This is a genomic window from Colwellia sp. MEBiC06753 (genome assembly GCF_053470325.1).
In genome coordinates, this window is the sequence record NZ_JBQMTM010000016.1 from 39,327 (window position 1) to 65,090 (window position 25,764).

Annotated in this window: 24 protein-coding genes, 5 tRNA genes and 1 riboswitch; of the genes, 21 read left to right on the top strand and 8 right to left on the bottom strand. The window is 39.5% G+C overall.

What is annotated here, in order from left to right:
- Positions 1-124: 124 nt before the first annotated feature.
- Complete coding sequence (locus tag ACOB82_RS13080; RefSeq protein WP_448213419.1) at positions 125-1,336, bottom strand: EAL and HDOD domain-containing protein; 1,212 nt, start codon at positions 1,334-1,336, stop codon at positions 125-127.
- 233 nt (positions 1,337-1,569) lie between these two features.
- Here ACOB82_RS13080 and ACOB82_RS13085 point away from each other — a divergent pair, with 233 nt between their 5' ends.
- The 11 genes from ACOB82_RS13085 to ACOB82_RS13135 all read left to right on the top strand — a co-directional run bounded on the left by ACOB82_RS13085 (position 1,570) and on the right by ACOB82_RS13135 (position 11,436).
- The gene (locus ACOB82_RS13085; protein ID WP_448213420.1) at positions 1,570-3,876 is read left to right on the top strand and encodes a YgiQ family radical SAM protein; all 2,307 of its coding nucleotides are present in this window, start codon (positions 1,570-1,572) and stop codon (positions 3,874-3,876) included.
- 163 nt (positions 3,877-4,039) lie between these two features.
- Positions 4,040-5,644: an ABC-F family ATPase gene (locus ACOB82_RS13090; RefSeq protein ID WP_448213421.1), complete on the top strand. Its 1,605-nt coding sequence runs from the start codon at positions 4,040-4,042 to the stop codon at positions 5,642-5,644.
- A 227-nt stretch (positions 5,645-5,871) separates the two neighbouring features.
- On the top strand, positions 5,872-6,732 hold the full coding sequence (locus ACOB82_RS13095) for a substrate-binding periplasmic protein (protein ID WP_448213422.1): 861 nt from the start codon (positions 5,872-5,874) through the stop codon (positions 6,730-6,732).
- 59 nt (positions 6,733-6,791) lie between these two features.
- Positions 6,792-7,199, top strand: a complete 408-nt coding sequence (locus tag ACOB82_RS13100; protein ID WP_448213423.1) for a methyltransferase family protein — start codon at positions 6,792-6,794, stop codon at positions 7,197-7,199.
- A gap of 10 nt (positions 7,200-7,209) precedes the next feature.
- Entirely contained in the window at positions 7,210-7,839 is a 630-nt protein-coding gene (locus ACOB82_RS13105; RefSeq protein WP_448213424.1) for a sulfotransferase, read from the top strand.
- A 69-nt stretch (positions 7,840-7,908) separates the two neighbouring features.
- A complete protein-coding gene (gene miaE, locus ACOB82_RS13110; protein ID WP_448213425.1) occupies positions 7,909-8,481 on the top strand; it encodes a tRNA isopentenyl-2-thiomethyl-A-37 hydroxylase MiaE in 573 nt (190 codons plus the stop codon).
- Positions 8,482-8,513: 32 nt separating this feature from the next.
- Positions 8,514-9,053: an RNA methyltransferase gene (locus ACOB82_RS13115; protein ID WP_448213426.1), complete on the top strand. Its 540-nt coding sequence runs from the start codon at positions 8,514-8,516 to the stop codon at positions 9,051-9,053.
- Between the two features lie 10 nt (positions 9,054-9,063).
- On the top strand, positions 9,064-9,930 hold the full coding sequence (locus tag ACOB82_RS13120) for a 23S rRNA (adenine(2030)-N(6))-methyltransferase RlmJ (RefSeq protein WP_448213427.1): 867 nt from the start codon (positions 9,064-9,066) through the stop codon (positions 9,928-9,930).
- 152 nt (positions 9,931-10,082) lie between these two features.
- On the top strand, positions 10,083-10,457 hold the full coding sequence (locus tag ACOB82_RS13125) for a hypothetical protein (RefSeq protein WP_448213428.1): 375 nt from the start codon (positions 10,083-10,085) through the stop codon (positions 10,455-10,457).
- Positions 10,458-10,488: 31 nt separating this feature from the next.
- On the top strand, positions 10,489-10,923 hold the full coding sequence (locus ACOB82_RS13130; RefSeq protein ID WP_448213429.1) for a VOC family protein: 435 nt from the start codon (positions 10,489-10,491) through the stop codon (positions 10,921-10,923).
- A 27-nt stretch (positions 10,924-10,950) separates the two neighbouring features.
- The gene (locus ACOB82_RS13135; RefSeq protein ID WP_448213430.1) at positions 10,951-11,436 is read left to right on the top strand and encodes a nuclear transport factor 2 family protein; all 486 of its coding nucleotides are present in this window, start codon (positions 10,951-10,953) and stop codon (positions 11,434-11,436) included.
- A gap of 76 nt (positions 11,437-11,512) precedes the next feature.
- On the opposite strand, the gene ACOB82_RS13140 is transcribed toward ACOB82_RS13135, so the two are convergent.
- The 3 genes from ACOB82_RS13140 to gltX all read right to left on the bottom strand — a co-directional run bounded on the left by ACOB82_RS13140 (position 11,513) and on the right by gltX (position 15,109).
- Complete coding sequence (locus tag ACOB82_RS13140) at positions 11,513-12,145, bottom strand: hypothetical protein (RefSeq protein ID WP_448213431.1); 633 nt, start codon at positions 12,143-12,145, stop codon at positions 11,513-11,515.
- Between the two features lie 38 nt (positions 12,146-12,183).
- Positions 12,184-13,533 (bottom strand): DEAD/DEAH box helicase, encoded by a 1,350-nt coding sequence (locus ACOB82_RS13145; RefSeq protein ID WP_448213432.1) that lies wholly within the window; start codon positions 13,531-13,533, stop codon positions 12,184-12,186.
- A gap of 163 nt (positions 13,534-13,696) precedes the next feature.
- Complete coding sequence (gene gltX, locus ACOB82_RS13150) at positions 13,697-15,109, bottom strand: glutamate--tRNA ligase (RefSeq protein WP_448213433.1); 1,413 nt, start codon at positions 15,107-15,109, stop codon at positions 13,697-13,699.
- Positions 15,110-15,376: 267 nt separating this feature from the next.
- On the opposite strand from gltX, the gene ACOB82_RS13155 reads away from it, so the two are divergent.
- The 5 genes from ACOB82_RS13155 (at position 15,377) to ACOB82_RS13175 (ending at position 16,350) form a co-directional block, all read left to right on the top strand.
- Positions 15,377-15,452, top strand: a tRNA-Val gene (locus ACOB82_RS13155).
- 47 nt (positions 15,453-15,499) lie between these two features.
- Positions 15,500-15,575: transfer RNA gene (locus tag ACOB82_RS13160), tRNA-Val, on the top strand.
- A gap of 76 nt (positions 15,576-15,651) precedes the next feature.
- Positions 15,652-15,727, top strand: a tRNA-Val gene (locus ACOB82_RS13165).
- A gap of 32 nt (positions 15,728-15,759) precedes the next feature.
- Positions 15,760-15,835: transfer RNA gene (locus tag ACOB82_RS13170), tRNA-Val, on the top strand.
- Positions 15,836-16,256: 421 nt separating this feature from the next.
- A tRNA-OTHER gene (locus ACOB82_RS13175) sits at positions 16,257-16,350 on the top strand.
- Between the two features lie 540 nt (positions 16,351-16,890).
- Here the strand turns inward: ACOB82_RS13175 and ACOB82_RS13180 are convergent.
- Positions 16,891-17,238, bottom strand: a complete 348-nt coding sequence (locus ACOB82_RS13180) for a DUF3718 domain-containing protein (protein ID WP_448213434.1) — start codon at positions 17,236-17,238, stop codon at positions 16,891-16,893.
- 72 nt (positions 17,239-17,310) lie between these two features.
- A riboswitch (cyclic di-GMP riboswitch) is annotated at positions 17,311-17,407 on the bottom strand.
- 191 nt (positions 17,408-17,598) lie between these two features.
- Between ACOB82_RS13180 and ACOB82_RS13185 the strand changes: the two genes are divergently transcribed.
- Positions 17,599-18,072, top strand: coding sequence for an RNA-binding S4 domain-containing protein (locus ACOB82_RS13185; protein ID WP_448213436.1), 474 nt, complete (start codon positions 17,599-17,601; stop codon positions 18,070-18,072).
- Positions 18,073-18,211: 139 nt separating this feature from the next.
- Here the strand turns inward: ACOB82_RS13185 and ACOB82_RS13190 are convergent, their stop codons facing one another.
- Entirely contained in the window at positions 18,212-18,697 is a 486-nt protein-coding gene (locus ACOB82_RS13190; protein WP_448213437.1) for a GNAT family N-acetyltransferase, read from the bottom strand.
- A gap of 51 nt (positions 18,698-18,748) precedes the next feature.
- Here ACOB82_RS13190 and ACOB82_RS13195 point away from each other — a divergent pair, with 51 nt between their 5' ends.
- Complete coding sequence (locus tag ACOB82_RS13195) at positions 18,749-19,732, top strand: ion channel (protein ID WP_448213438.1); 984 nt, start codon at positions 18,749-18,751, stop codon at positions 19,730-19,732.
- Between the two features lie 176 nt (positions 19,733-19,908).
- The gene (locus ACOB82_RS13200) at positions 19,909-21,618 is read left to right on the top strand and encodes a proline--tRNA ligase (RefSeq protein WP_448213439.1); all 1,710 of its coding nucleotides are present in this window, start codon (positions 19,909-19,911) and stop codon (positions 21,616-21,618) included.
- Positions 21,619-21,768: 150 nt separating this feature from the next.
- Here ACOB82_RS13200 and ACOB82_RS13205 read toward each other — a convergent pair whose 3' ends face one another.
- Entirely contained in the window at positions 21,769-23,028 is a 1,260-nt protein-coding gene (locus ACOB82_RS13205; protein ID WP_448213440.1) for a hypothetical protein, read from the bottom strand.
- 135 nt (positions 23,029-23,163) lie between these two features.
- Positions 23,164-23,751, bottom strand: a complete 588-nt coding sequence (locus ACOB82_RS13210; protein ID WP_448213441.1) for a lecithin retinol acyltransferase family protein — start codon at positions 23,749-23,751, stop codon at positions 23,164-23,166.
- A gap of 173 nt (positions 23,752-23,924) precedes the next feature.
- Between ACOB82_RS13210 and ACOB82_RS13215 the strand changes: the two genes are divergently transcribed.
- Both ACOB82_RS13215 and yfbR read left to right on the top strand, forming a co-directional pair.
- On the top strand, positions 23,925-25,139 hold the full coding sequence (locus ACOB82_RS13215) for a pyridoxal phosphate-dependent aminotransferase (RefSeq protein ID WP_448213442.1): 1,215 nt from the start codon (positions 23,925-23,927) through the stop codon (positions 25,137-25,139).
- A gap of 11 nt (positions 25,140-25,150) precedes the next feature.
- Positions 25,151-25,753, top strand: coding sequence for a 5'-deoxynucleotidase (yfbR, locus tag ACOB82_RS13220; RefSeq protein WP_448213443.1), 603 nt, complete (start codon positions 25,151-25,153; stop codon positions 25,751-25,753).
- The last annotated feature ends 11 nt before the right edge of the window (positions 25,754-25,764 follow it).

Consider the following 25,764-nt stretch of genomic DNA (forward strand, 5'->3'; position numbering starts at 1 on the left):
GTAGAATAGTTTCGTTAATCACAATAAATCGAAGTTTTAGTTTACAAAAAATTAACCACTAAAACTCAACTACACGACTAATTAACCAATAACTAAGACCAATTAAACTTGTCTGCTACGCTCACTAACCGACGATATCTTTACACCATTTGCTGGCCGCAACAAACTCCTGATGTAAATCATGAGAATCAAGCATATACGTATCAATTAAAATATTTACCTGCTCGTCGTTACCCAAAATATAACCTCGAGCAAGCGATAATAACTCGCCAAGTAAGCCATCTTTACCTAACAATGCCAGCTCTATTTGGCTGGCTAATGGCAAGTGCTTAACAATTTCGGAAATTGGCTGTCCTAACAGGACTTCAATTGCACTTAATAATCCGGTAATAAAGGCAAAGTCTTTAACTTCGGTAAATATACCGTGCGTTGCAATAGCGTCCATTAGCTTAGCGGTTATTAATGCCTGTTTGGCTGCTTCTTCAGTTTTGTCACTGGTTAATTTCGACAATGCCAATATAGAAACAAACTGCCTTAATTTATCTTCGCCTAAATACGAGGCAGCTTGCTTTAATGAAGTAATTTCAACTCGGGTTCCGGTGGCGACATTGTTCACCATTTTTAACAGACCAACACTGAGTTGAACGTCGTGGCTAATAATTTCGGCAATAACATCAAACTCTAGTGGCGACTTAAATGTTTCCGCCATTAAACTCAACATCTGAGTTTTCATTGGCGCTAAGGTTTGACCTTCTATAATTTCCGGTTCGTGATAAAAATAACCTTGATAATAATTAAAACCAACTTCAACCAAAGAAAGTAACTGAAGGTTTGTTTCAACTTTTTCTGCAATCAATTGAATATTAAACGGTTTAATACGGGTTTTTACCGCCAATAGCCGTTTAGAGTTTATCGCTTCAATATCAACTTTAATAAAGCTCAAATAAGGAAATAATACATCCCATTTTTCAGCAGTATCATATTCGGTAAGCGCTAATTTATATCCATGTTCATGATAATACTTGACGATTTTAATTAAACGCTCGCTGACAACTTTATGTCCAACCAATTCAATTACTATGGTTTTAGGATCAAACAACATTGGGAACTTATTCACTAAACATTGTTCGGTAAAGTTAATAAATGCCAGTTTGCCCATAGTAATAGCTTCAATATCACCTTGTAAGTGATTTTGAATAATAATCTTAGAGCTCGCTATATCAGGATCTATCATCGGAAACTCATTTTTCGGGCTATCTCGAAATAGTAGTTCATAACCCAGCGTTTTTGAGTTGCGATCTAAAATGGCTTGCCTAGCGATATAGGTACTGTACATAAAGTTGAATTAAATAATTTTTATAATTTAGACGGTTTAACATACCTGAATTTCCAACGATATCAATACTTGTTACTAGGCTGTTCATACTTACCGCGGTGTAAACAGTGTAAAATTACAATAAACATTAAAAATGTGATCAAGTTTTGCTATAATCGCGCGCCCGCTTTATTCGAGATAAAGTAGGTAAATAAGCGTGAACTGCGCGACAACTAACCATATAGGCTCAATGCATGATCCCTTTACCTAAAACCACTTTATTTGACTACCCAAGATATTGGGCTGAGTGCTATGGCACTGCGCCATTTTTACCAATGTCGCGCAAAGAAATGGATGAGTTAGGATGGGATAACTGCGACATTATTTTAGTTACAGGTGATGCCTATGTTGATCACCCAAGCTTTGGTATGGCAGTAATTGGACGGATGTTAGAAGCACAAGGCTTTCGTGTTGGTATTATTGCCCAGCCAGACTGGCAGTCGAAAGATGCATTTATGTCTTTAGGCAAACCTAATCTTTATTTTGGCGTAACCGCCGGCAATATGGATTCAATGATTAATCGTTATACGGCCGAAAAGCGTTTACGTCATGACGATGCCTATACGCCAAATAATGAAGGTGGTAAGCGACCCGATCGTGCCAGCTTAGTATATTCTCAGCGCTGTAAAGAAGCCTATAAAGATGTACCTGTTATTTTAGGAGGCATTGAAGCAAGCTTACGCCGAATTGCCCATTACGATTATTGGTCAGAAAAAATTAGACGTTCTATTTTATTTGACGCTAAAGCTGATTTATTAATTTACGGCAATGCCGAACGACCACTAGTGGAAGTGAGCCATCGTATTGCTCAAGGTCAAGATATCAGTGAAATTACCGATGTTCGAGGTACAGCATTTCTTGCTAAGCAAGCGCTGCCGTTGTGGAAAGGTATTGACTCTCGCTCAATAGACAAACCCGGGAAAATTGATCCCATCCCTAACCCATACATTGATACGACTGCCAGTGAAAATTGCGCTAGTGAACAAAGCGCTGACGCTGTACAAACCATAACGCCAGAAAACGACATCACCCAAACCGCGCAGCCTATTGAAATATCACAGTATCGTAATAGCCAGTTTCGTAATAAAAGTTGGGCTGATAAAAACAAGCCATGGGAAACAACTTATATAAACTTGCCGACCTATGAGCAGGTTAAAGACAACAAAGTATTATATGCTCATGCCTCACGGATATTTCACCAAGAAGTTAACCCTGGCAGTGCTAAACCACTAGTACAACGCCATGGCGATAGAATTATATGGTTAAACCCACCCGCCTATCCTTTATCAGAACAAGAAATGGATGGCGTATTTGGATTACCTTACCAACGAGTACCACATCCGGTTTACGGCGATGCAAAAATCCCAGCGTATGACATGATAAAAACGTCGATCAATATTATGCGCGGCTGTTTTGGTGGCTGTACCTTCTGCTCAATCACCGAACACGAAGGTCGCATTATTCAATCGCGCTCTGAGCATTCTATTTTACAAGAAATTGAAGATATTAAAGCAAAAGTGCCTGGCTTTACCGGCGTAATCTCTGATCTTGGTGGACCGACTGCCAATATGTATCAGCTGCGTTGTAAAAGTCCAAAGGCCGAAGCAACTTGTCGTAAACCAAGTTGTGTGTGGCCAACCATTTGTGGTCATTTAGATACTGATCATACGCCAACCATTAATCTTTATCGAAAAGCTCGTAAAGTTAAAGGCATCAAAAAAGTATTGATTGCTTCTGGCGTACGTTACGATTTAGCTATTGAAGACCCCGCTTATGTTAAAGAATTGGCTGAGCACCATGTCGGCGGTTATTTAAAAATAGCCCCTGAACATACCGAAGAAGGCCCGCTCAATAAAATGATGAAACCGGGCATGGGCAGCTATGACAAATTTAAAGAGTTATTTGATAAGTACTCAAAAGCTGCTGGTAAAAAACAGTACTTGATCCCCTACTTTATCTCTGCCCATCCGGGCACCACAGATATGGATATGATCAACCTAGCACTATGGCTAAAAGAAAATGACTTTAAGCTTGATCAGGTACAAAACTTTTACCCGTCGCCACTGGCAAACGCGACAACGCTTTATCATACCGAAATTGATTCACTGAAAAATGTCCGCAAGAACAGTGAAAGCGTGGTGGTGCCTAAAGGTGGCCGCCAACGTCGATTGCATAAAGCAATACTGCGTTATCACGATCCTAATAACTGGCCATTAATTCGTGAAGCACTCACCAAAATGGGCTTAGCACGAAAGCTTATTGGCACTAAACCCGGTTGTTTAGTACCACCAGAAGGTGTGCGTGACGGCAATTATCAGCATTACAAAAAAGCGGGCAAAGGTAAAAACAATGCTCAGGGCTTTAAAAAAGGCGAAGGTGTTAACCGCAACAGCCATAGCACGAATAATAGCGGTAGGAATGGTAAACAAGGGCTCACGCGCTTTTCAGATAACCAGTTTACCAACGGTAAACCGAAAAAAAGACCAGCGAAGCCCAGATAAACGCAAATACACACGCTAGTTGGTTGACTAATTTTACCTCAACTTTTAGCTCAACTAAGCGTGATAACTACTCGATATTTAATACGTTACTGACACTCATCAAAATGTCAGCAACGAAATAGATAAGATTTAATCAAAGATATAAAGAAATCCAAGGGATACTATGCTAGCAGCAAATAACATTACTCAACAGTTTGGCGCCAAGCCACTTTTTGAAAATATTTCGCAAAAATTTGGCAATGGCAACCGTTATGGTTTAATCGGCGCGAATGGCTGTGGTAAATCAACCTTTATGAAGATTTTAGGTAGTGATTTAGAGCCAACATCTGGCAATGTCAGCTTAGATCCTAACGACCGTATTGGTAAGTTAAAACAAGACCAATTTGCCTTTGAAAATTACACCGTAATCGACACAGTAATTATGGGCCATGCTGAGCTTTGGGAAGTTAAAGCTGAGCGAGATCGCATCTACGCGTTACCAGAAATGAGTGAAGAAGATGGTATGCGTGTAGGCGACTTAGAGTCACAATACGCTGAAATGGATGGCTATAGTGCAGAAAGCCGCGCTGGTGAATTATTAATGGGCGTTGGTATTCCAGTTGAACAACATTATGGTTTAATGAGCGAAGTTGCTCCTGGCTGGAAACTGCGTGTATTACTAGCGCAGGCGCTATTTTCTGATCCAGATATTTTGTTGCTGGACGAGCCTACCAACAACTTGGATATTCATACCATTAAGTGGTTAGAAGAAACATTAAATGAACGTGACTCAACTATGATCATTATTTCCCACGATCGCCACTTTTTAAACAGTGTTTGTACTCACATGGCTGACCTTGATTATGGTGAGTTACGCGTTTATCCGGGCAATTATGATGAATATATGCTGGCAGCTACACAAGCCCGCGCCCGTTTGATGTCTGACAACGCTAAGAAAAAAGCGCAAATTGCAGAATTACAATCATTTGTTGCCCGCTTCTCAGCTAATGCGTCGAAAGCGAAACAAGCAACTTCTCGTGCTAAGCAAATTGATAAAATTCAACTGGAAGAAGTGAAAGCGTCTAGCCGTGTTAACCCGTTTATTCGCTTTGAACAAGAGAAAAAACTCTTTAGAAACGTATTAGAAATTGAGAACTTAAATAAAAGTTTTGACGATCAAAATGGTGGTAAACAACACGTACTTAAAAACATTAACCTAATGGCAGAAGTAGGTGAACGTATCGCAGTTATTGGTGAAAATGGTATTGGTAAAACCACATTTCTCCGTGCCTTAATGGGTGAGTTAACCCCAGACTCTGGTGAAATCAAGTGGTCAGAAAACCACAACATTGGTTATTACGCTCAAGATCATGCCCATGAGTTTGAACAAGACATGAATCTGTTTGACTGGATGAGCCAATGGCGCCAGCCCGATGACGATGAACAAGTCGTGCGCGGTTTTCTTGGTCGTATGTTGTTCTCAGCTGATGATATTAAAAAATCAGTAAAAGTATTATCAGGTGGTGAACAAGGCCGGATGTTATTTGGTAAATTAATGATGCAAAAACCAAATATTTTAGTCATGGATGAACCTACAAACCATTTAGATATGGAATCAATCGAATCATTAAACATGGCATTAGAACAATTTGAAGGCTCATTAGTGTTTGTTTCACATGACCGAGAGTTTGTTTCAAGTTTGGCCACTCGCGTTATTGAATTAACTGCAGACGGCTACAATGACTTTGCAGGTACTTATGACGAATACTTAGCATCTCAAGGCAAGTAAAAGTCACTCTGTACAAGTAAAAGTAATGAAGACAAAGCCGCCACTAGTAGTAATAGTGGCCGCAAAAAAGAGTCTGTTGAGCTTTCGACATTGAAGCAGCAAAGCTCAACAGACCTAGTATTATTAGGCAAAATTTGTTTTGATAACTATCAACTGTTTATCTATAAAAATTAATACAAGTGTTAAAAAGATACCTTCTTAGTCAGCGATATATCCTAGCTAGCATTATGCTAATAAGCAGTGTTACCTGCTTTGGTGAAACACAAATCAATAATGTTAACCAGAATGTAGCTCAATACACTAGCACTAGCGCGACCAATACCGTTGCTAGTAACACGGTCGATCAAGCAAATGCTGCTGCTAAACACGGCGTTCAAACTCAGCCTGTGACTATGTGTGTCGATCATTACCCACCTCTCCAAATTTTTACGCCAAACGGCAATGTAACCGGTGAGAATGTTGAGATTGCTAAACAATTTTTTTCTAAACTGGATATTAATTTAACGTTTACTGTCGACACGCCATTTAGTCGCTGTATACAAATGCTCAAACTAGGCAAAGTTGATGTTATGGTGGGCTTACTTGAATCTAAGCAGCGTCGTGAAGACTTTGAAATGCTACTTTATGATGATTTGACCCATAAACGATTTTTTGTTCATAAAGACGGTCCCACCATCAATAAGTTTAGTGATCTGAAACAGTTAACTATTGCCACACTAAGGGGCGTTAAGCAATTTAAAGCGTTTGATGAAGAAGATAAACTCTTTTCTAAAGTAGAAGTCAGCTCGACGAACGCAGCATTTATTATGCTAGCCAAAGGACGCGTTGACGCAGTTATCACCACTGACTTTTATGGTGAACAATGGTTAGCACAGTCGCCAGAATTTGCGTCAGGCATAGTTAAAGCAGACTTTCATATTACCAAAGACACCCAAACGTATATTGCAATTTCAAAAAAATCTCCGTTAATAACCAGCATAGATCGCTTGAAAGCAGTAGCTAATTCAATGTTTGAATCCGGAGAATTTGCACAAATTATCCTTAATTTTCAAACCGAACACCCAGAATATTATTTGGACGATAAATAAAGGATTATCGATTGCTGTCACTAAAAATACCACCACTAGTACTTACTGCGGTCTTTGCGATGATAATTTTTCTAACGCAACGTTCCTTCCCATTATTTAAAATAGAAATAACATTACTAACTTACATTGCAGCCACAACTTTTGTAATAAGCATAGTTGTAATTTTAATGGGTGTCATTGCGTTTAGACGAGCTAAAACTACAGTTGATCCAACCCAGCCTCAAAAATCAAGTTCATTAGTTATTTCAAACATTTACAAGGTTACACGTAACCCGATGTATCTGGGTTTTTTAGGATTACTTACTGCTGAGGTTATCTTTTTCCAACACTATTTATCGTTACCGTATTTAGCCCTATTTGTTGCTTATATGAACCGCTTTCAAATAAAACCCGAAGAGCAAATGCTCGCCGAATTATTTGGTGATGAATATCACAGCTACTGCCAATCAGTTAGACGTTGGTTATAAGGATATACATTTGAACCACAAGAAAATTTGGATTATCGGCCTCCCACGAACGGCAACTACCAGTGTTTGCCAAGCAATGCTTGGCTTAGGCTATAAAACCGCCCACACGTGTTATACGCAAACTTGCTTAAACCAAGCTCAAGTTATTGCCGACACACCGATATTTTATGATTATCCGATATTCGACCAACGCTTTGCTGGTAGCAAATTTATTAATCTTACCCGTGAATTAACAAACTGGCTGCCTTCAATTCGTCAGTTGCTTTTACGTATGCACACTAACCTTCAACGCGAAGATGGCGGCTTTAACCCCTATTTAAAGCGCTGCTTTAACGAGGTTTTTAAACCGCTAACTTTAGCTAATATTCAAAGCGATGACTTTCTTAAGCATTGTTATCAGCGCCATCAAGATGCTGTTCAACTGTATTTTACAAACAGACCTAATGATTTACTCACAATAGATGTTAGTGACGACGGCAGTTTTAACCAATTATTGAAATTTTTAGAAATTAGCCCACCAATAAATCACGCAGGTTTTCTGCCGATAAATATGGGTGGAAAAGTTACCGCATGGAATGAAATAAAACACCCGTTAAAAATAGCATCGACTCGCGATGGAAAAATCGATAAAACTTTGTAACTTGGTCTTTGTAACTTGCGCTTAGGCTGGTAAAATCGCCGGCAAATTTTTCTGTAATTTTATCTCCTGATGTTTGAATTAAAATACCACACACCTTTTGAATGGACCGAAGCAGTTTTAGCTGACTTTGATGCCTTCTTGCAAGATCACGCTGCGGCAGAAAAAAAAGCCTCAGGCATGGCCATGTCGATGCTATCGCACTACCCAGATCGCATTAAGTTAGTTAAAGCGATGACTGACTTAGCACTGGAAGAGTTGATCCACTTTAAACAGGTTTTAAAGTTACTAATGGCCAGAGACGTTATTTTAGCTGACGATAAAAAAGATCAATATATCATCAAAATTCGCAAACTATTTCGTAATGGTCGAGATGAGTTTTTAATGGATCGCTTATTGGTTGCAGGTGTCATTGAAGCTCGCGGTCATGAACGCTTTTCATTAGTGGCACAAGCGCTACCAGAAGGTAAAGATAAAGACTTCTATGTCGCTATTGCTAAGTCTGAAGAAAAGCATAAAAACTTATTTGTTGAACTAGCATATGAATATTTTGAAAAAGCCGATGTTGATACTCGCTTAGAAGAAATTCTAATTGCTGAAGCAAATATTTGTGCTGATTTGCCGCATCGTGCTGCTCTTCACTAGCTATTAATATTCTGGCGACTAAGCATAATCAAATGACATGTTATATCGGTTTAACTAACCCTAAAGGCCCAACAAATGTTGGTTCGGTATTGCGTGCCGCCGGCTGTTTTGATGCAACGGGTGTATTTTATACTGGTAGCCGATATGATCGTGCCGCTAAGTATCAAACCGATACTAACAATGCCAAATCAAGTGTTAACCTTACTGCCGTTGATGATTTAATTAGCGCTAAACCTAGTAATTGTCAGGTGATCTGCGTTGATTTAGTCGAAGGTGCAATACCTTTACCTGATTTTCAGCACCCAGAAAATGCGCTGTATATTTTTGGCCCAGAAGACGGCACTATAACTCAAGAAGTCATTAATCAAGCAGATGCTGTAGTCTATATTCCAACTATAGGTTGCTTAAACCTTGCGGCGTCGGTAAATGTGGTGTTATACGATAGACAAGTTAAATTACCGACACTATCAAGCACAAATCATTTAATTTTAACTAGCCGAGACACTAATAATCGCACTAAAGTGAAAGCGACTTTAGTGTCTGATAACTCCGCTTCCATAAGCGCTGAATAAAGGATACAACGTGTTAAGTTATCGCCACGCATTCCACGCCGGAAATTTTGCTGATGTATTAAAGCACAGTGTATTGCGCTATGTGCTTGAGTATATGACGAAAAAAGACAAAGGCTTTAGTTATATAGATACCCATTCTGGCGCTGGCATGTATCAGCTATACAGCGAATACGCTCAAAAAACCGGAGAATATAAGCAAGGTATTGCCTTACTTACCAACCAAGCTCAATTACCTGAACTTCTCAATGACTACGTTTTACAAATAACACAGCTTAACCAGCTTGAACAACATGCGCTAGAGCATTCCACAAGTGAGCTAGCCGTTTATCCTGGCTCGCCGGGCATTGCCAAAGCAATACTGCGTAAACAAGATAATGCTAAGTTATTTGAGCTACATAACACTGATGTAAAATTGCTTGAAGAGTATTGCCAAAACTGGCGCCAAGCCACCGTACTTCATCAAGACGGATACAAAGGCTTGCAGAAGCAATTACCACCACCAACCCGACGTGCAGTCGTATTAATTGATCCTCCGTATGAAATTAAAACTGACTACCCTAATGCGGTTGACGCCATCATTAACGGCTATAAGAAGTTTGCTACTGGCACTTATATTTTGTGGTATCCGGTAGTTAATCGTCATTATATTGATGCCATGGAGCAACAATTTAAAGCAAGTACCGTGAAAAATGTATTGCAAGTAGAGCTGCTTATTCAGCCTGATTCAGACGGCTATGGTATGACAGGCACCGGATTATTTATCGTTAATCCTCCTTGGCAATTAAATGACTTATTAGCTGAATCTTTGCCGGAACTCGTTAAGCTACTAGGCAACGAGCTCTCGACAATAGTATTACGCCAATTGATTGCCGAATAAGCATGTTAAATAAGCATACGGCATACACTTGCTAGTTTAAAATACTGAATATGCATTGCCATGTAACATTCGCAAAATTAGCTTACAACTTGTTACTTAGCGCTGATTAAATTTTAGCTAGCATTAAAGCAGGATAACAATGAGTGAATCTCATGAATATTTTGCTTTATTTGGTTGCTTGCAGCATTTTATTATTTGCACCGTTTGCCTTTGCCGCAAATCCCGATGCCCTTATGGTGCTGTTTATTCCCGGCTTTGTCTTTATCTTAGTTGGCAGTTTTGCCATAACCTATGCATTATCCGCTAATATCAACAACTATTGGCTAAAATTATTCTTAAGAATATTATCAATTACGATAATCTCTGCCTCCATACAGGTGGGCGGCGCAGACTATTGGTGGCCAACGGGCATTGCGTTATTTTTTGGTGAGCATATCAACTTAGCCTACCCAGCAACATTTGCTATTGGGCTAAGTATGATTTTGGTGTTTATGTGGTGGTTAGTTAAAAATCAATCTAAAGTGTAGTGAAGCCAAATTAATATATAACAGCGTCATTATGCCAAATGCATCAGCACAACCAGCCCTATCAGCCATTAAACAAATTGCCATTGCCACTAATAATATCGATGCCGCCAAGCATTTTTATTGCAATGTTTTAGGGTTACCTTTGCTTTTTGACGTGCCGCCTAATCTGGTTTTTGTTGAGTTGGCAGGTATTCGTCTAATGATCACCACGTTGCAAGGTAAGACAGACGATCATCACACCTCAGTAATTTACTATCAAACCAATGATATCGAACAATATTTTGACTACCTAAACCAGCAAAATATTGATATTGAGCGCCCACCACAACTTGCGGCAAAAATGCCCGATCACGAACTTTGGATTGGCTTTATTCGCGATCCTGATGATAATCTAATTGGCATTATGGAAGAAAAGCCCTATTTACCGCTATTTAACAACAACAGCTCAAAGCAATTGTTCAAATAACAAATAAAAATATAAAAAGGTAACATCATGAACATCAAACAATGGCTAAAAACCGTCTTACTTTTAACCGCTTTGATTGGTACTGCAATTCATGCCAATGAAACAACACCAGATCCGGCCATCATAGAAGTAAACACCTTGCTTGATAATTTTCTTGCCAACTCAGTGCAAAATGACAAGCTTAACCATGACAGTTTCTGGGCTGATGATTTAATTTATACGAGTTCAGCGGGTCTTCGCTTCGGTAAAGCCGATATTATGAAAAGCTTTAATCAGCAAGCAAGTGAGTCAAATGAAACAAACGAAAAGCCACCAGTATATTGGGCAGAAAATACAGATGTTCGCGTTTATGGTAATACCGCAATAGTTGCATTTAAGCTAATGCATAAAGAAAATGCTGATACCGATGAAATTAAACAAACTTACTTTAATACCGGCACTATGGTTAAACGAAACGGCAAATGGCAAGTTGTCGCTTGGCAAGCAACTAAAATTCCACAAGCGACAAAATAAGCGTATTTGGCTCTAATTTATCCCTGTATGTTAAAACTAAGACGTTTTTAAACCTAATATACTAAAACCAAGCATACTAATACTTAACAAGGTGCAGTGATGCATTATCGGCAAGTTGATTAATCGCGACAATAACTTGTTGATAGCCATCAATATCAAAATTTGCCGAAAGCTGATTAATATATCCATGGTTAAATGCCACTTGTCCGCATTTAACCAGCGGCTTTTCAGCTAACGTCGCCATCACAGCATGGACATCAAAATGTTGTTCAGCTTTGGGAAAAACAAAGGTAATTGGTACTGATGTATTTTGCGTTAACATGTGTCGAACTTGACTACTGTAAAAGCACAATGCGCCAGTAACTGTAGGCACTACAGACTTTGCATCAACACAAATCCCATCAGTACTCAATTTATCAGCTATTTGCCAAATTACCGAAGCACCAACGCTAAAACCAAGTAAACTTACAGGTTCAGATTGTTTAGAAATATAATCAAATAGCGCATTAGCGTATGCGTCAAGGCCAATATGTTGAGTAAAGTATTGATAAGCCGTCGCCTCATTTTCAAAACATGGCTTAATGACGGTACGCGTAACAGCTTGGTAAGGACAAAATATTTCTACTTGCCCAGATAAATTAAGCGCCTGAATAAATTCATCAAGCGCTTGCGTATGACCAAATATATCGGTTGCTATCAAGTACTTCATTTGAATCAACTTGCCATTAGCTGCGTCACGTATTTAAGCTAATCAATCTCTTCATCAAAGCTATCTATTTCTTGCGGCGCTAACTTTGGCCCTTTACGCATGACCGGCATATCGCCAACGTCTTGTTGAGTAAACTGAGTTTTCTTATTAATGCGTTTTGCCTTGGCTGCGGCAGGTTTCTTCGTTGCAACCTTTTTCGCCACTGGCTTTTTCGTTACTTTCGGTTTTTTAGGTTTTAACCCAGTAAATTTCGCTTCAAGGCCATCAATTTTGTCAAAACTAATGGTTTGCTGTAAGAACGCTTCAACATTTTTAAAACTTAGCCAGTCTTTAGGACCAACAAACGAAATTGCATCGCCTTTATTACCCGCACGCCCCGTACGACCAATACGATGAACAAATTCTTCAGTATGCTTTGGCATATCAAAATTAATAACATGGGAGACATTGGCTAAATCTAAACCTCGAGAGGCTAGATCTGTGGTAATTAAGATTTGCTCGCGCCCTTTAGCAAAACTGTCCATAATTTGATTGCGCTGACTTTGGTTTAGCTCGCCAGATAAAGCAATGGCTGAACGCCCCTGCTCTGATAAGGCTTTAGCTAATCGCTCGGTGTCGCTGCGAGTTGCCGTAAAGATAATGAGTTGCTGAATAGTTTCATGTTCGAGGAAGTGATTTAATAACGCTTCTTTATGATCCAAATTATCAACTAAATAAAAGCGCTTGGTAATATCCTGATGTTCACTGTGGCCATGCTCAATAGCAATGCGTTTAGGTGATTTTAATAAATCAGCAGCAAATTCATTTACTTGTGCGTGATCTAGCGTTGCTGAAAACATCAAGGTTTGGCGTTTTCGATGATCGGCCGCCTTATTTATTTTTGCCAACTGTTCAGCAAAACCTAAGTCGAGCATGCGATCTGCTTCATCTAAAATTAGCAGCTCTAGCCCTTGTAAATAAAAGTGACCTTGATCTAAATGATCAGCTAAACGCCCTGGAGTCGCGACAATAAAATGCGGATCTTTTGCTAATGTTTTGACCTGATCATTAAAGTTCTCGCCCCCTAAAATCAATACCGCTTTAAACTGAGTATTGGCAGTAAATAATCTTAGCTGTGCATAAAGCTGTTTTGCCAGTTCACGTGTGGGCGCTAGCATTAACACGCGTGGATCTTTTTTCGATAATGCTCGCTGCGTGCTTAAACGCTGTAAGGCAGGCAAAATAAACGCTAAGGTTTTACCTGAACCGGTTTTTGATGAGGCAATTAAATCATGCCCGGCCATAGCAATAGGAATTGCCTTTGCTTGAATTTCAGTTGGCTCAGTAAACCCTTTATGTTCAATGGTTTCCATTAAGCGTTTATCTAATCCAAAGTCTTTAAAATTCAAGCGAAGCTCCTAATAGCGGTGATATCTAATAACGCGTTATTATAACCTTTATTTGGTCAGTAACGTAATACGGGTTAACACAAATTTATCTTTAGAAAGAACAAAATAAAAAAGCCAGCAATTACAAGCTGGCTTTCTTAACATCAAATAACGAAATAGTTAATTAGCTATTGGCTGCGCGCTCGGCGATTGCCGCCAACGCCATATCAATTCGGGCTAATACTTTATCTTTAGGTAATAATGCTAATGTCACATCAAGTGATGGTGAGTTACCTGCACCTGTTGCTGCAACACGAAGTGGCATACCTACTTTACCCATACCTAATTCTAACTGCTCAGCGGTTTCGTTAATTGCTGCGTGGATTGGCGCTGCTGACCAATCATCAAGTGCCGTTAATTTTTCTTTCACTAAAGTTAATGGCTCAGCAGCTACAGGACGTAAATGCTTTTTCAGTGCTGTTGCATCAAACTCACTAAAATCTTGATAAAAATAGCGTGAGATTTCTGCCATTTCTTTTAAGGTTTTAACGCGATCTGCTTGTACTTTTACCACTTCTTCAAGCGCAGGGCCGTTTTCGGTATTGATACCTTGATCTGCCATGTGCCATGCTAAATGTTCAGCAACATAAGCAGGGTCTAACGTTTTCATATAATGCTGATTTACCCAAATTAGCTTATCAGTATTAAATGCTGATGGTGCACGGTTACATCCAGTTAAATCAAATAGCTCAATCATTTCCTCGCGAGAGAAAATTTCCTGATCGCCGTGAGACCAACCTAAACGCACTAAATAATTAAGTAATGCTTCTGGTAAGTAGCCATCATCACGATATTGCATTACCGATACCGCACCATGGCGTTTTGATAAACGTTTACCGTCGTCACCTAGAATCATTGGAATATGAGCATATTCAGGAATTGGTGCACCTAACGCTTTTAAAATATTAATTTGGCGCGGGGTGTTATTAACATGATCATCACCACGAACTACGTGAGTCACTTTCATATCCCAGTCATCAACCACTACCGTTAAGTTATAAGTTGGGCTGCCGTCAGAGCGGGCGATAATTAAATCATCAAGCTCTTTGTTAGCAATAACAATTTCGCCTTTAACTTGATCGTTAATAACCACGTTACCATCAAGCGGGTTTTTAAAACGAATAACAAAAGGCTTACCTTCTGGATAATCAGTGCGCTCACGCCACATACCGTTATATTTTTCTTTTTCACCTTTGGCGCGTGCTTCTTCACGCATGGCATCTACTTCTTCAGGCGTACAGTAACAACGATAAGCGTTACCCGATGCAATTAACTGATCAATAACTTCTTTATAACGGTCAAAACGTTGAGTTTGAAAAAATGGGCCTTGCGTCCAATCTAAATTCAGCCAATTCATACCGTCCATAATGGCATCAACCGACTCCTGCGTAGAACGTTCTAAGTCGGTATCTTCAATACGTAAGATAAACTCACCATTATTTTTCTTGGCATATAACCAACTGTATAACGCGGTACGAGCTCCACCTACATGAAGGTAACCAGTTGGACTCGGGGCAAATCGGGTTGTTAATGTCATTTTTAGCTCACCAAATTTTCAAACATTCGACCATTACTTGGTCGAATCTAAATTACTGTAAAAAATTGCCGGCTATTTTATCAGGCAATCATTTTTTAATACACTTTTGTCTGTGACTAATATGAGATATATCCAAGAAAAGCTTAGAAAATAATCACGATGTCTAAAATTTCTGCACTTAAATTAAAATCTTTAAAATTTTCTAAAAATCGCGTGATTTGTGTTGACAGCTTTTTACTTCTCCCTATAATACGCCCCCACAGAGACGGACGATTAGCTCAGTTGGGAGAGCACCGCCCTTACAAGGCGGGGGTCACTGGTTCAAGCCCAGTATCGTCCACCACTTCTGTTTTTAGAAGTGATTACACATCTCTTAGTTACCATAAAATTGGACGATTAGCTCAGTTGGGAGAGCACCGCCCTTACAAGGCGGGGGTCACTGGTTCAAGCCCAGTATCGTCCACCACTTTATGTTTGCATAAACAAATGTACAAAGTGTGAAAACATGGCTAACCTAGAGCACTCTGTTGATTAAATGATATGGACGATTAGCTCAGTTGGGAGAGCACCGCCCTTACAAGGCGGGGGTCACTGGTTCAAGCCCAGTATCGTCCACCACGCATTTAATCGGCCATTATCTTTCCAGATATGGACGATTAGCTCAGTTGGGAGAGCACCGCCCTTACAAGGCGGGGGTCACTGGTTCAAGCCCAGTATCGTCCACCACTATTTGTTTCATTGTTTTTTCCAAGTGATATTTTTTAATGCAGCTTTAATTACGGTGCAAGCACCTTCTACTCTTTACACCCCGCACCAAGTCACTGGTTCAAGCCCAGTATCGTCCACCACTATTTGTTCTATATTTCATTTGCACTAATTATTAAGGTGCGAGCACCTTCTACTCTTTACCACCCGCGGCAAGTCACTGGTTTAAGCCCAGTATTGTCCACCACTATTTATTCTATTTTGTCTTTCTAAATGATATTTACTATTGCAGTTTAACTGCGGTGAGTTATAGGCTCGATATTCGTCATTCCAGCAGTTTCTTAAGCTGGAATATCCTAATCTTTCTTGAAGATCCTCGACTAAAAGACTTCGAGGACGACCTAAGGCAAAGCATTAATCTGCTTCACAAACGCCGCAACGTGGGCGATGAATAAAGCGCTGTCAGTGCAGGCTAGCACCTTCTACTCTTTACAACCCTTACTAAGTCACTGGTTCAAGCCCAGTATCGTCCACCACTACTCATTCTAGATTATCTTTCTAAGTGATATTTACTCTTGCGTTTAAATGCAGTGAATTATAGGCTCGATATTCGTCATTCCAGTGGTCTCTTAAGCTGGAATCTCCTAATTTTTCTTGAAGCCCCTCGACTAAAAGACTTCGAGGACGACCTAAGGCAAAGCATTAATCTGCTTCACAAACGCTGCAATGTGGACGATGAATAAAGCGCTGTCAGTGCAAGCAAGCACCTTCTACTTTTTACAACCCGTGCCATTTAAATGGTTTAAGCCCAGTATCGCCCACCACTCTTTATCCAAACTTCTCTAAAAGTTCTGTTTTTACTAACACTTAAATTTTCGACTAATTCCAATATTTTTACTGTATGACTACCCCCCCTAGAAATAACTGCTACTAGCGTTTTCGGGTGCTATATTCACTACATTAGTAAGGATTACTTAAAGCGGCAGAGTTATAAAAACAGCTCTTATTTTAAATAATAAAATTTTCGGCATAAAAAAAGCGAGCACTAGGCTCGCTTTTTATGGAATTTCTTTTTACTAGCCGTTTACACGAGCATTAGCTTCTTTTGCAAGCTCTACTGAAGTGATTGACGCTAACATACCTTTAACTGTTGATTTAGGTAATTTGCTGATCATTAATGAACCAGTATCTACAGCGTTATTTGTTGATGCGAACTCTAATAAGTTTTGGCCATTACATTGAACTAAATCAAATACAGAGCGGATTTTTAAATCATTGCTTTTTAGGAAAGAGCGTAAACGCTTTTTGTTATCAGCTGCAACATATTCACATAAGCTTTGTGCAATATCTGAAGCGTTAGCAGTAGGAGCTACAGAAACAGAAGTTAATAATGCAACAACAGGAACAAGAAGTAATTTTTTCATTTAGATATATCCTTTACAACAATTCAATAAATTAAGTTAAATTTTTGAAACGCGCAAAAGGTCCCTGCTGCATTAGGTAGCTCCGCTGTCATAACCCTTACTTTTTAAGTCGAGTCTTAGACCGGTAGCTTTGCGTAATACCCTTTCAGATACCTTGCCGTTTCTTGCGCGGCGAATTATACAGATTACACATTGTTACACAACACTTTTTTTCATTTACATTACATTTTTGATAAAATCCCCATCGTTAAAATTGATTAAAAAACGCGCTAAGCCGCGTATTTATTAGCGATGCAGATTTAAACAATTCATGATAATATTTTACTAATTTATTAGTTTTTTGTTCGAATTATCCAAATCATGCCTAATGTCTTGTTAATAGAAATAGATCAACAACCCATCGAGCTTTATAAATTATTAAAAATTGCTGACTTAGTTTCTGGTGGTGGCGAAGCAAAAGTTGCCATTAGCGAAGGTTATGTCTTATTAAATAACGAAGTGGAGTTTCAAAAACGTAAAAAAGTATACGATGGTGATTACATTCAATTTGGTGATTACATTATCGAGGTTCAATTTGTTGAGCAGCTTGAAGTTACAACAGATGCTGACAATCAAAGTCATAACCCAATAAAAACGCCCCTAGAACCTCAAGAAATAAAAGAAAAATCACCTAGTAATGTAAACGATCAATACCAAGGAAGCAGTAAAAATCAGCAAAATCTAGGAAAGTCTAAACACGGTCAAAGAACCAAAAAACAGCCCAAGAATAAACAAGAAAATAAAAAGCAAGAAACTAAAAAGCCAACAGGTAAACGCCGAGCAATTAATTTTTAGAACAAGTTTTTAAATGCTTTTAAATTCAGCGCGTCCAACTAACCTAGTCCTCAACCTAGCACTGCAATCTAGTGCCTTTAGGTTGTTCCATTACCGTTAATTAAGTAAAGGTAATTAACGGTAATTTAAAGCCGGTAGATTAACGGCATTTCTTTTCCCAAAATTCGGCTTTACCCATTGCTGGGTCTAATTCATAGCCGTTAAAACCAAACTTTTTATAAGCATTCATCGCTACTGTGTTACCCGTTAACACTTCCAACGTGATTTTCGCGGCGCCAACTTTTTTAGCATGGTTTTCAACTGCAGCCAACAATGCCTGACTGATACCTTTACCACGATAGCCGTTAACGACCGCCATATCATGTATATTGATCACAGGCTTTGCCGCAAACGTAGAAAAACTTTCAATACAGTTCGCTAGCCCCACAGGTACATCGTCCAAATAAGCGATAAAACTAAAAACAAAGCCACGAGCAGCCATTTCACTCGCTAATTTGTTCCTTACTTCTTCGTTTAGTGGCTCTCCACCTCCCATTGGATCTTTGGCATAGCCATCAAGTAATTCCAATAACTCATTCATTTGTTGCTGATTCTGATAATCAACAGCTTTCACTATTAACGACATTGATCAATTTGCTCCTTTAGCAATTTAGGTTTGCCACACTATACTAAAAGCATGAATGAAACGACTAAATTATGTCAATACACTGATTTCACTGGTTGTCATTGCCAAGAGCCCGATATTGGTAATGGCTTATGTTATTGGCATGATCAAGAAATCGATAAATCCGGTGATGATGTCAAAAAAAAGCTAGAAGCTTATGCTCAATCCGGCGGGCTGTTGCGTGGCATTTCTTTAAAGTATGCCAACTTAGCAAATATTAATTTAGTTAATCACCATCAAAAGCAAGGATACGACTTTACTTACGCTGATTTTTATAAAGCTAACCTTGAAGGTGCGCACCTTTTTAATATAAAGCTAAATCATGGCAGCTTAATGAAAGCCGACCTGCGCTTAGCTAACCTAAATTGTGCCAGTTTGATTGAAACGAATCTTCTAGGTGTGCGTTGGTCAGAGAGTAAAATAGAAAATATCAAAGTTGGTCGTAAAGTATTACAAGAGCATCGCGCAAATAAAGCGGAAAAAGCGCACCATAAAGCGCAAGCTATTGATTACTATGAACAAGCCGAAGAAGTTTACCGCGATTTGAGAAAACATGCCGAGCATGAAGGCATATTTACGCTTTCTGGATGGTTAATTCAAAAAGAGCTAACCATGCGCCGTATGCAACAACCCAAATACAGCGTTAAGCGTTTTAACTCTAAGGTTGTTGATTTATTTTGTGGTTATGGTGAAGCGCCACTGCGTATTATTGGCATATCCATTGCCATGATCATCTTATGCGCCCTGCTTTATGCCATAACAGGGTTAAATTATCGTGGTGAAGTCCAAATGTTCAAAGCCAGCGCTAGCCTGCTTGATAACATGAGTTTATTTTTTTCCTGCCTTTATTATTCAGTAGTAACCTTTACCACATTAGGCTATGGCGATTTTACCCCAATAGGCATATCGCGTGCCATTGCCGCTTTTGAAGCCTTTACCGGCAGCTTCACCATTGCGCTATTCGTGGTGGTATTTGTGAAAAAAATGACGCGCTGACGAAATTTCAATGCGTTCTGCAACTAAGATCTCACGGTGTTACCAGCAGCCAAATCTAACAATTCTTTCAGTTTCACCGGTTATTTGTCATTAAAAGCGTTTATCGCCATTTTTTTTCCTAAACTGCCCTGCTAGAATAGCGCCAATTTTTAAACACGCCTGTCGGATTTGAATCAATGCGTACCAGTCAATATTTAGTTTCTACCTTAAAAGAAACCCCAGCAAGTGCCGAGGTTATTAGTCATCAATTAATGTTACGTGCAGGTTTAGTACGTAATGTCGCTTCTGGTTTGTATACCTGGTTACCCACAGGCCTAAAAGTACTTCGTAAAGTAGAAGCAATTGTCCGTGAAGAAATGGAGCGCGCGGGCGCTATAGAAACCTTAATGCCTATGGTTCAGCCTGCTGATTTGTGGCAAGAATCGGGACGTTGGGATGATTACGGCCCGGAATTACTGCGTTTAAACGACCGTCATCAACGTCCGTTTGTGTTAGGTCCGACACATGAAGAAGTGATCACTAAGTTAATCAGCAATGAAATTGCCAGTTACAAACAACTGCCAATTAACGTATTCCAAATTCAAACGAAATTCCGTGATGAAATTCGCCCGCGTTTTGGTGTAATGCGTGGCCGTGAATTCTTAATGAAAGACGCTTATTCTTTCCATACTAGCGATGAGTGTTTAAAACAAACCTATCAAGTGATGTTTGATGCCTACTGCCGTGTTTTTGAACGTTTAGGTTTAGAATACCGCCCGGTAATTGCGGATAACGGGTCAATTGGTGGTGAAGGTTCACACGAATTCCACGTACTTGCCGATAGCGGTGAAGATGATATTGCCTTTAGTGACAGCAGTGATTTCGCAGCCAACGTAGAAAAAGCAGAAGCATTAGCGCCACAAGGCGAACGCCCTGCGCCAACAGCAGAGTTAACTAAAGTAGCTACACCGGATGCCAAAACCATTGCCGCTGTTGCACAAACATTAAATGTTGATGCTAAGGCAACGGTTAAAACCTTATTAGTATTAGGGCATGCGGAAGAAGGTCAAACACAACCAATTATTGCCTTAGTGCTTCGCGGCGATCATGAGTTAAATGAAGTTAAAGCCGAAAACTTACCACAAATTGCTGCGCCATTAACTTTTGCCAGTGATGAACAAATTTTAGCGGCAGTTGGTTGCAACGCCGGTTCAATTGGTCCAGTTGCTTTAACCATCCCAGTAATTGTTGATCGTAGCGCTGCGCATTTAGCTGACTTTGTATGTGGCGCGAATGAAGATGGTTTCCACTTTACTGGTGCTAACTGGGACCGTGATGCAACCAATTACAGCGTAGAAGATATTCGCAACGTGGTTGAAGGCGATCCTAGTCCTTGTGGCACAGGTAAAATCGTTATTAAGCGTGGTATTGAAGTTGGTCACATCTTCCAATTAGGTAAAAAGTATGCCGATGCCATGAACTGTGGCGTATTAATGGAAAATGGCAAGCACGAAACATTAACCATGGGTTGTTACGGTATAGGTGTTTCTCGTATTGTTGCAGCAGCAATTGAGCAAAACCACGATGAAAATGGCATTAAATGGCCAACTGCAATCGCCCCGTTTCAAGCGGCAATTGTGCCGATGAATATGCATAAGTCTGTGCGTGTTAAAGAAACCGCAGATTCAATTTATCAGCAACTTCAAGACGCTGGTGTAGAAGTGTTATTCGATGACCGAAAAGAGCGCCCTGGGGTAATGTTCGCCGATCACGAATTAATGGGTACGCCTTACTTATTAATTATTGGCGAGCGCAACTTAGACAACAAAGAAATTGAAGTGAAAAACCGTATTACCGGTGAAAAGTCGATGGTTGCTATTGACAATATTATGAGCCTATTTGCTTAAGCTTAGTCATCAGTTTAGCGTTAGATACACGCACTAAACGAGTTTAGATATTTTATAATAAAGCCAGCTAACGCTGGCTTTTTCATGTTTATTCTAAATCAACTGCTATGGCGGTGGATATATTACTGGCCAACACAATAATACTGACAGTTAACGCCATGCCATTTGATATAACGGTAAGGTCTTAAGGTGCGAATCTAATTGCTTTAGCACCTGTTGGTATTGTTTAGAGTCAACACCTTGGTATTTATTTTCAAAGGTTTGCTGATCTAACCCTTCGGCTAAATTTTCGATACTTGGCAGTAACGCTTCATCGGTAACAGACACTAACAACGCCTGAATCTGTTGCCCTTGTTGCTCTGAATACGTGGCAATATTAGCCAAACGCGTACCCGCCCTATCCGCCAGCAAGTCTACAAAACTAAAGCCCGAGCCCCCTTTATTACTATCAAGAAACTCTTTAAATTCGCCTATCGCATCACTGGCGCTATTATTACTCAATAATTGAATGGCTACAGAGTAAATAAAATGTTTTTGCAAATCATTACGCCCTGCCAGCGTAACACTACGACGATGAATTCGTTGCCTATTCGTTTCAGTGCGTGTCAGTTTATCGATATTACCAATTAACACAGCAAAGTTATCGTGACCAAAATATAAGGCTAAAGCCACTAACATTGCGCGATTTTGCTCGACATAAGAACTTGCAGGCTGTTTGAGGTTAAGTTGATTAATATAACTAAAGGCAAGGTTAAAAAAATCGGCCAAGCTAGTGTTACGACCAACAATTGGTGATTGCGAAATAAGATACTGGTAGTACTGTTTTATCAGTTCTTTGTCTCCCGATATGGTTAAATTATCTCTAAGACTATTAAACAAGCTTTGCTCACTTGTTAGCGCCAATAAATCTTCTAAGACATTTAATGTAACCTCAAGTTCATCATTTTTAATCGCCACCGCCCTGACCGTATCAAGTAGCTGCTGAGCGGTATCTTCGCCAGTAAAGTAATCAACAATGAGTTTAATTAAACTCATACTAAAGTCACCACTTAAAGTAACAGTGCCTAGCTTTACTTCTGAGAGATTAATTCCATGAGCAGACGGTAATAATGTTGTACTGAAATTTATATAGGCTCCGCTAATAACCTTAGCTAACGAAACAGTGCTACTAAGTGTTGCCCCTTGTTCTGATAGTTTAATATCTACTGCTATTTGAGCTACCGCGCGGTGAAGCAGTGCGCTAAGCCCGTTAATTTCCGGCAGAGTAAGTCGCAAGCTACTTTCTGACGAACGTCCTCGTATCACTTTATACAAGCGTTTTGCTAGCTGTTTACTATGATCAGCATGAGCACTATTGATTTGATGTTGTTGGGTAACTAAGGGCTGAAAGTCAATAACTTTAACAGCCAAGATACTTAAGGAGATAAGGCAAATAACGAAGAAAGAGCCGATGAATAAAATGAAGTATTTCAAACGCTTTTAGAGATAGTTGAACTTAGAAGGCATGTTATAGCGTGTGGCTTAACTGCTGTACAGCCTAAATTGTCAAAATTGGCATAAATCCCAATAAATTTTTTGATTAAAACGCTTGGCAATCTTTTTATTCAACGCACTAAATGTTGTTAACCGTTGTGCGCCCGGTTCAAAACATTGCCAGACAAAATGGTGACAATTATTTTTAATCAGATCATATTCTCGATATTGATAAATTTGCTGAATCGCCCGATGTGCCGCTACTTCATCACTTAGCGGAATTGCATTCGCATCACAGGCAACAAATATGTGTTTGCCTGAACGCTCTTTGGTAAATCGTTCTTTGGAAACTGGCTTTACTAAACCATTACCATCTAATTCAATAATCGTATTATCACCTACCCAAATGCCTGTATGGTCGAGTAAGCCGCCGATACCACAACATAAAATACTGCCAACGGTTGGCGTAGCAATTTGTTCAGTATTAAATAACTCACTGGGATAAATGGCCACAGGTGACTTATCAATATCCAATGGATTTAACCGTTCACTCGAGTAATCTCGTCTTTGATGTTGCTGTTTTTTCCTATCATCTGCCAACTCTTTAACAGCTAATGCCGAGATAGCCGCAGCCCCCAACCAAAATAACGGTAATGGCATTTAACACTCCAATAATCAACGCTTTTATTGACTTGATATTATTAGAATAGCTAGGGTTAGAAAAATAGATATAAAAAAGTTGCAAGTAACTATTTCAAATTTAATATAAATTGGCACAATAGAATTTTTATTCTAATTCCTTTATTTTCTTTTTAATAGGTGGCGTTTCAATTATGAAAACAGTGAAAAAATCCTCAAAGCTCAAAAATGTCTGTTACGAGATCCGAGGACAAATTGCCGCCGAAGCCAGACGTTTAGAAGATGAAGGCCATAAAATACTTAAGCTCAATATAGGCAATCCTGCACCTTTTGGCTTTGAAGCGCCTGACGATATCTTAAAAGATGTTATTCATAACCTACCGACGGCTCAGGGCTATAGCGATTCAAAAGGCATATACTCTGCGCGTGTTGCTGTAATGCAATATTTTCAACAGCAAGGCATTCTCAATGTTAGTGTTGATGATATTTTTCTTGGCAATGGCGTTAGTGAACTCATTGTCATGGCAATGCAGGGCCTACTAGAAGATCAGGATGAAGTGTTAATTCCAGCACCAGATTACCCGCTTTGGACAGCTTCGGTGTCGTTATCAGGTGGTAAACCTGTGCATTACCAATGTGACGAAGAAAACCATTGGTTCCCAAATTTAGAAGACATTGCCAATAAAATTACTAAAAAAACGCGAGCCATCGTCTTAATTAACCCAAACAATCCAACGGGCGCTGTCTACTCGGAAGAAGTGTTGCGTGGTATTTTAGATATCGCCCGCAAACACCAGCTAATTGTCTTTAGTGACGAAATATACGACAAAATTCTTTACGATGGGGCAAAGCACACCCCTACTGCGAGATTAGCCGATGATGTATTGGTTATTACGATGGGCGGCTTATCGAAAAACTATCGCATTGCTGGCTTTAGAGCTGGTTGGATGGTAATAACTGGCCCCAAATTACTGGCCGAAGATTACATTGAAGGCTTAAATATGCTTTCTTCCATGCGCCTTTGTGCCAATGTCCCCTGCCAGCACGCCATTCAAACCGCATTAGGTGGCTATCAAAGTATTAATGAATTAATTAACGGCGATGGACGATTGCTTAAACAGCGTAACTTAGCCCACAAAATGATTAATGAAATAGATGGTTTATCTTGCGAACCCGCGATGGGGGCCTTGTACCTATTCGTCAAAGTTGATGCAAAAAAATTCAACATCAAAGACGATGAAAAGATGATTTTAGATTTATTAAAACAAGAAAAAATACTACTTGCACATGGTAAGGCTTTTAATATCAAAGAGCATAATTATTTTCGACTGGTGTTTCTGCCACATGTCGAAGAACTCACGTTAGCTATAGAGCGTATGGGGCATTTCTTCAGCACCTACAGGCAATAAGGAGAATTTTCATGATCAAAAGCACTTTTCTGGCTTGGATTTTACGTATGCCGCTTATTAAACGCTGGGCACTTATGCATACGGTAAAGCCAGAAAATATTGCCGAACACTCGCAACAAGTTGCGGTTATTGCCCACTTACTGGCGGTTATTAGAAATAAGTATTTTGATGGTGATATCAATCCAGAGCGCGCGGCTACAATCGCGCTCTACCATGAAGTTTCTGAAACTAAGCTACAAGATATTAACCATGTCACCAAATACCATAACCCAGCACTGACTAAAGAATTTAAAAAGTTAGAAGAGTTGGCCGAACTTGAATGCTTAAATAGCCTGCCTGAAGCGTTACAAGAAGATTTCAAACCATTATTGGTACAATCTCAAGTTGACCCTGAATATAAAAAAATTGTTAAAGCCGCTGATTTAATCTCTGCGTATTTAAAGGCCAGCGATGAGATCTCTTTTGGTAACCGTGAATTTAGCCATGTTAAAACGCGATTACTCGATATGTTAGCAAGCTTTAAAACTGATATGCCAGAAGTTGCGTTTTTCTTAGAAACATTTGAAGAGCACTGTTTTGTTAGTGTCGATAAATTAGCGTTAGATGATCACTAAAGGTACACGTT

Coding starts and splice junctions, on each gene's coding strand:
- ACOB82_RS13080 (WP_448213419.1), bottom strand. CDS start 1,336: ATGTACAGTACCTATATCGCTAGGCAAGCCATTTTAGATCGCAACTCA.
- ACOB82_RS13085 (WP_448213420.1), top strand. CDS start 1,570: ATGATCCCTTTACCTAAAACCACTTTATTTGACTACCCAAGATATTGG.
- ACOB82_RS13090 (WP_448213421.1), top strand. CDS start 4,040: ATGCTAGCAGCAAATAACATTACTCAACAGTTTGGCGCCAAGCCACTT.
- ACOB82_RS13095 (WP_448213422.1), top strand. CDS start 5,872: ATGCTAATAAGCAGTGTTACCTGCTTTGGTGAAACACAAATCAATAAT.
- ACOB82_RS13100 (WP_448213423.1), top strand. CDS start 6,792: ATGATAATTTTTCTAACGCAACGTTCCTTCCCATTATTTAAAATAGAA.
- miaE (WP_448213425.1), top strand. CDS start 7,909: ATGTTTGAATTAAAATACCACACACCTTTTGAATGGACCGAAGCAGTT.
- ACOB82_RS13115 (WP_448213426.1), top strand. CDS start 8,514: ATGACATGTTATATCGGTTTAACTAACCCTAAAGGCCCAACAAATGTT.
- ACOB82_RS13125 (WP_448213428.1), top strand. CDS start 10,083: ATGAATATTTTGCTTTATTTGGTTGCTTGCAGCATTTTATTATTTGCA.
- ACOB82_RS13130 (WP_448213429.1), top strand. CDS start 10,489: ATGCCAAATGCATCAGCACAACCAGCCCTATCAGCCATTAAACAAATT.
- ACOB82_RS13135 (WP_448213430.1), top strand. CDS start 10,951: ATGAACATCAAACAATGGCTAAAAACCGTCTTACTTTTAACCGCTTTG.
- ACOB82_RS13140 (WP_448213431.1), bottom strand. CDS start 12,145: ATGAAGTACTTGATAGCAACCGATATATTTGGTCATACGCAAGCGCTT.
- gltX (WP_448213433.1), bottom strand. CDS start 15,109: ATGACATTAACAACCCGATTTGCCCCGAGTCCAACTGGTTACCTTCAT.
- ACOB82_RS13180 (WP_448213434.1), bottom strand. CDS start 17,238: ATGAAAAAATTACTTCTTGTTCCTGTTGTTGCATTATTAACTTCTGTT.
- ACOB82_RS13185 (WP_448213436.1), top strand. CDS start 17,599: ATGCCTAATGTCTTGTTAATAGAAATAGATCAACAACCCATCGAGCTT.
- ACOB82_RS13190 (WP_448213437.1), bottom strand. CDS start 18,697: ATGTCGTTAATAGTGAAAGCTGTTGATTATCAGAATCAGCAACAAATG.
- ACOB82_RS13195 (WP_448213438.1), top strand. CDS start 18,749: ATGAATGAAACGACTAAATTATGTCAATACACTGATTTCACTGGTTGT.
- ACOB82_RS13200 (WP_448213439.1), top strand. CDS start 19,909: ATGCGTACCAGTCAATATTTAGTTTCTACCTTAAAAGAAACCCCAGCA.
- ACOB82_RS13210 (WP_448213441.1), bottom strand. CDS start 23,751: ATGCCATTACCGTTATTTTGGTTGGGGGCTGCGGCTATCTCGGCATTA.
- ACOB82_RS13215 (WP_448213442.1), top strand. CDS start 23,925: ATGAAAACAGTGAAAAAATCCTCAAAGCTCAAAAATGTCTGTTACGAG.
- yfbR (WP_448213443.1), top strand. CDS start 25,151: ATGATCAAAAGCACTTTTCTGGCTTGGATTTTACGTATGCCGCTTATT.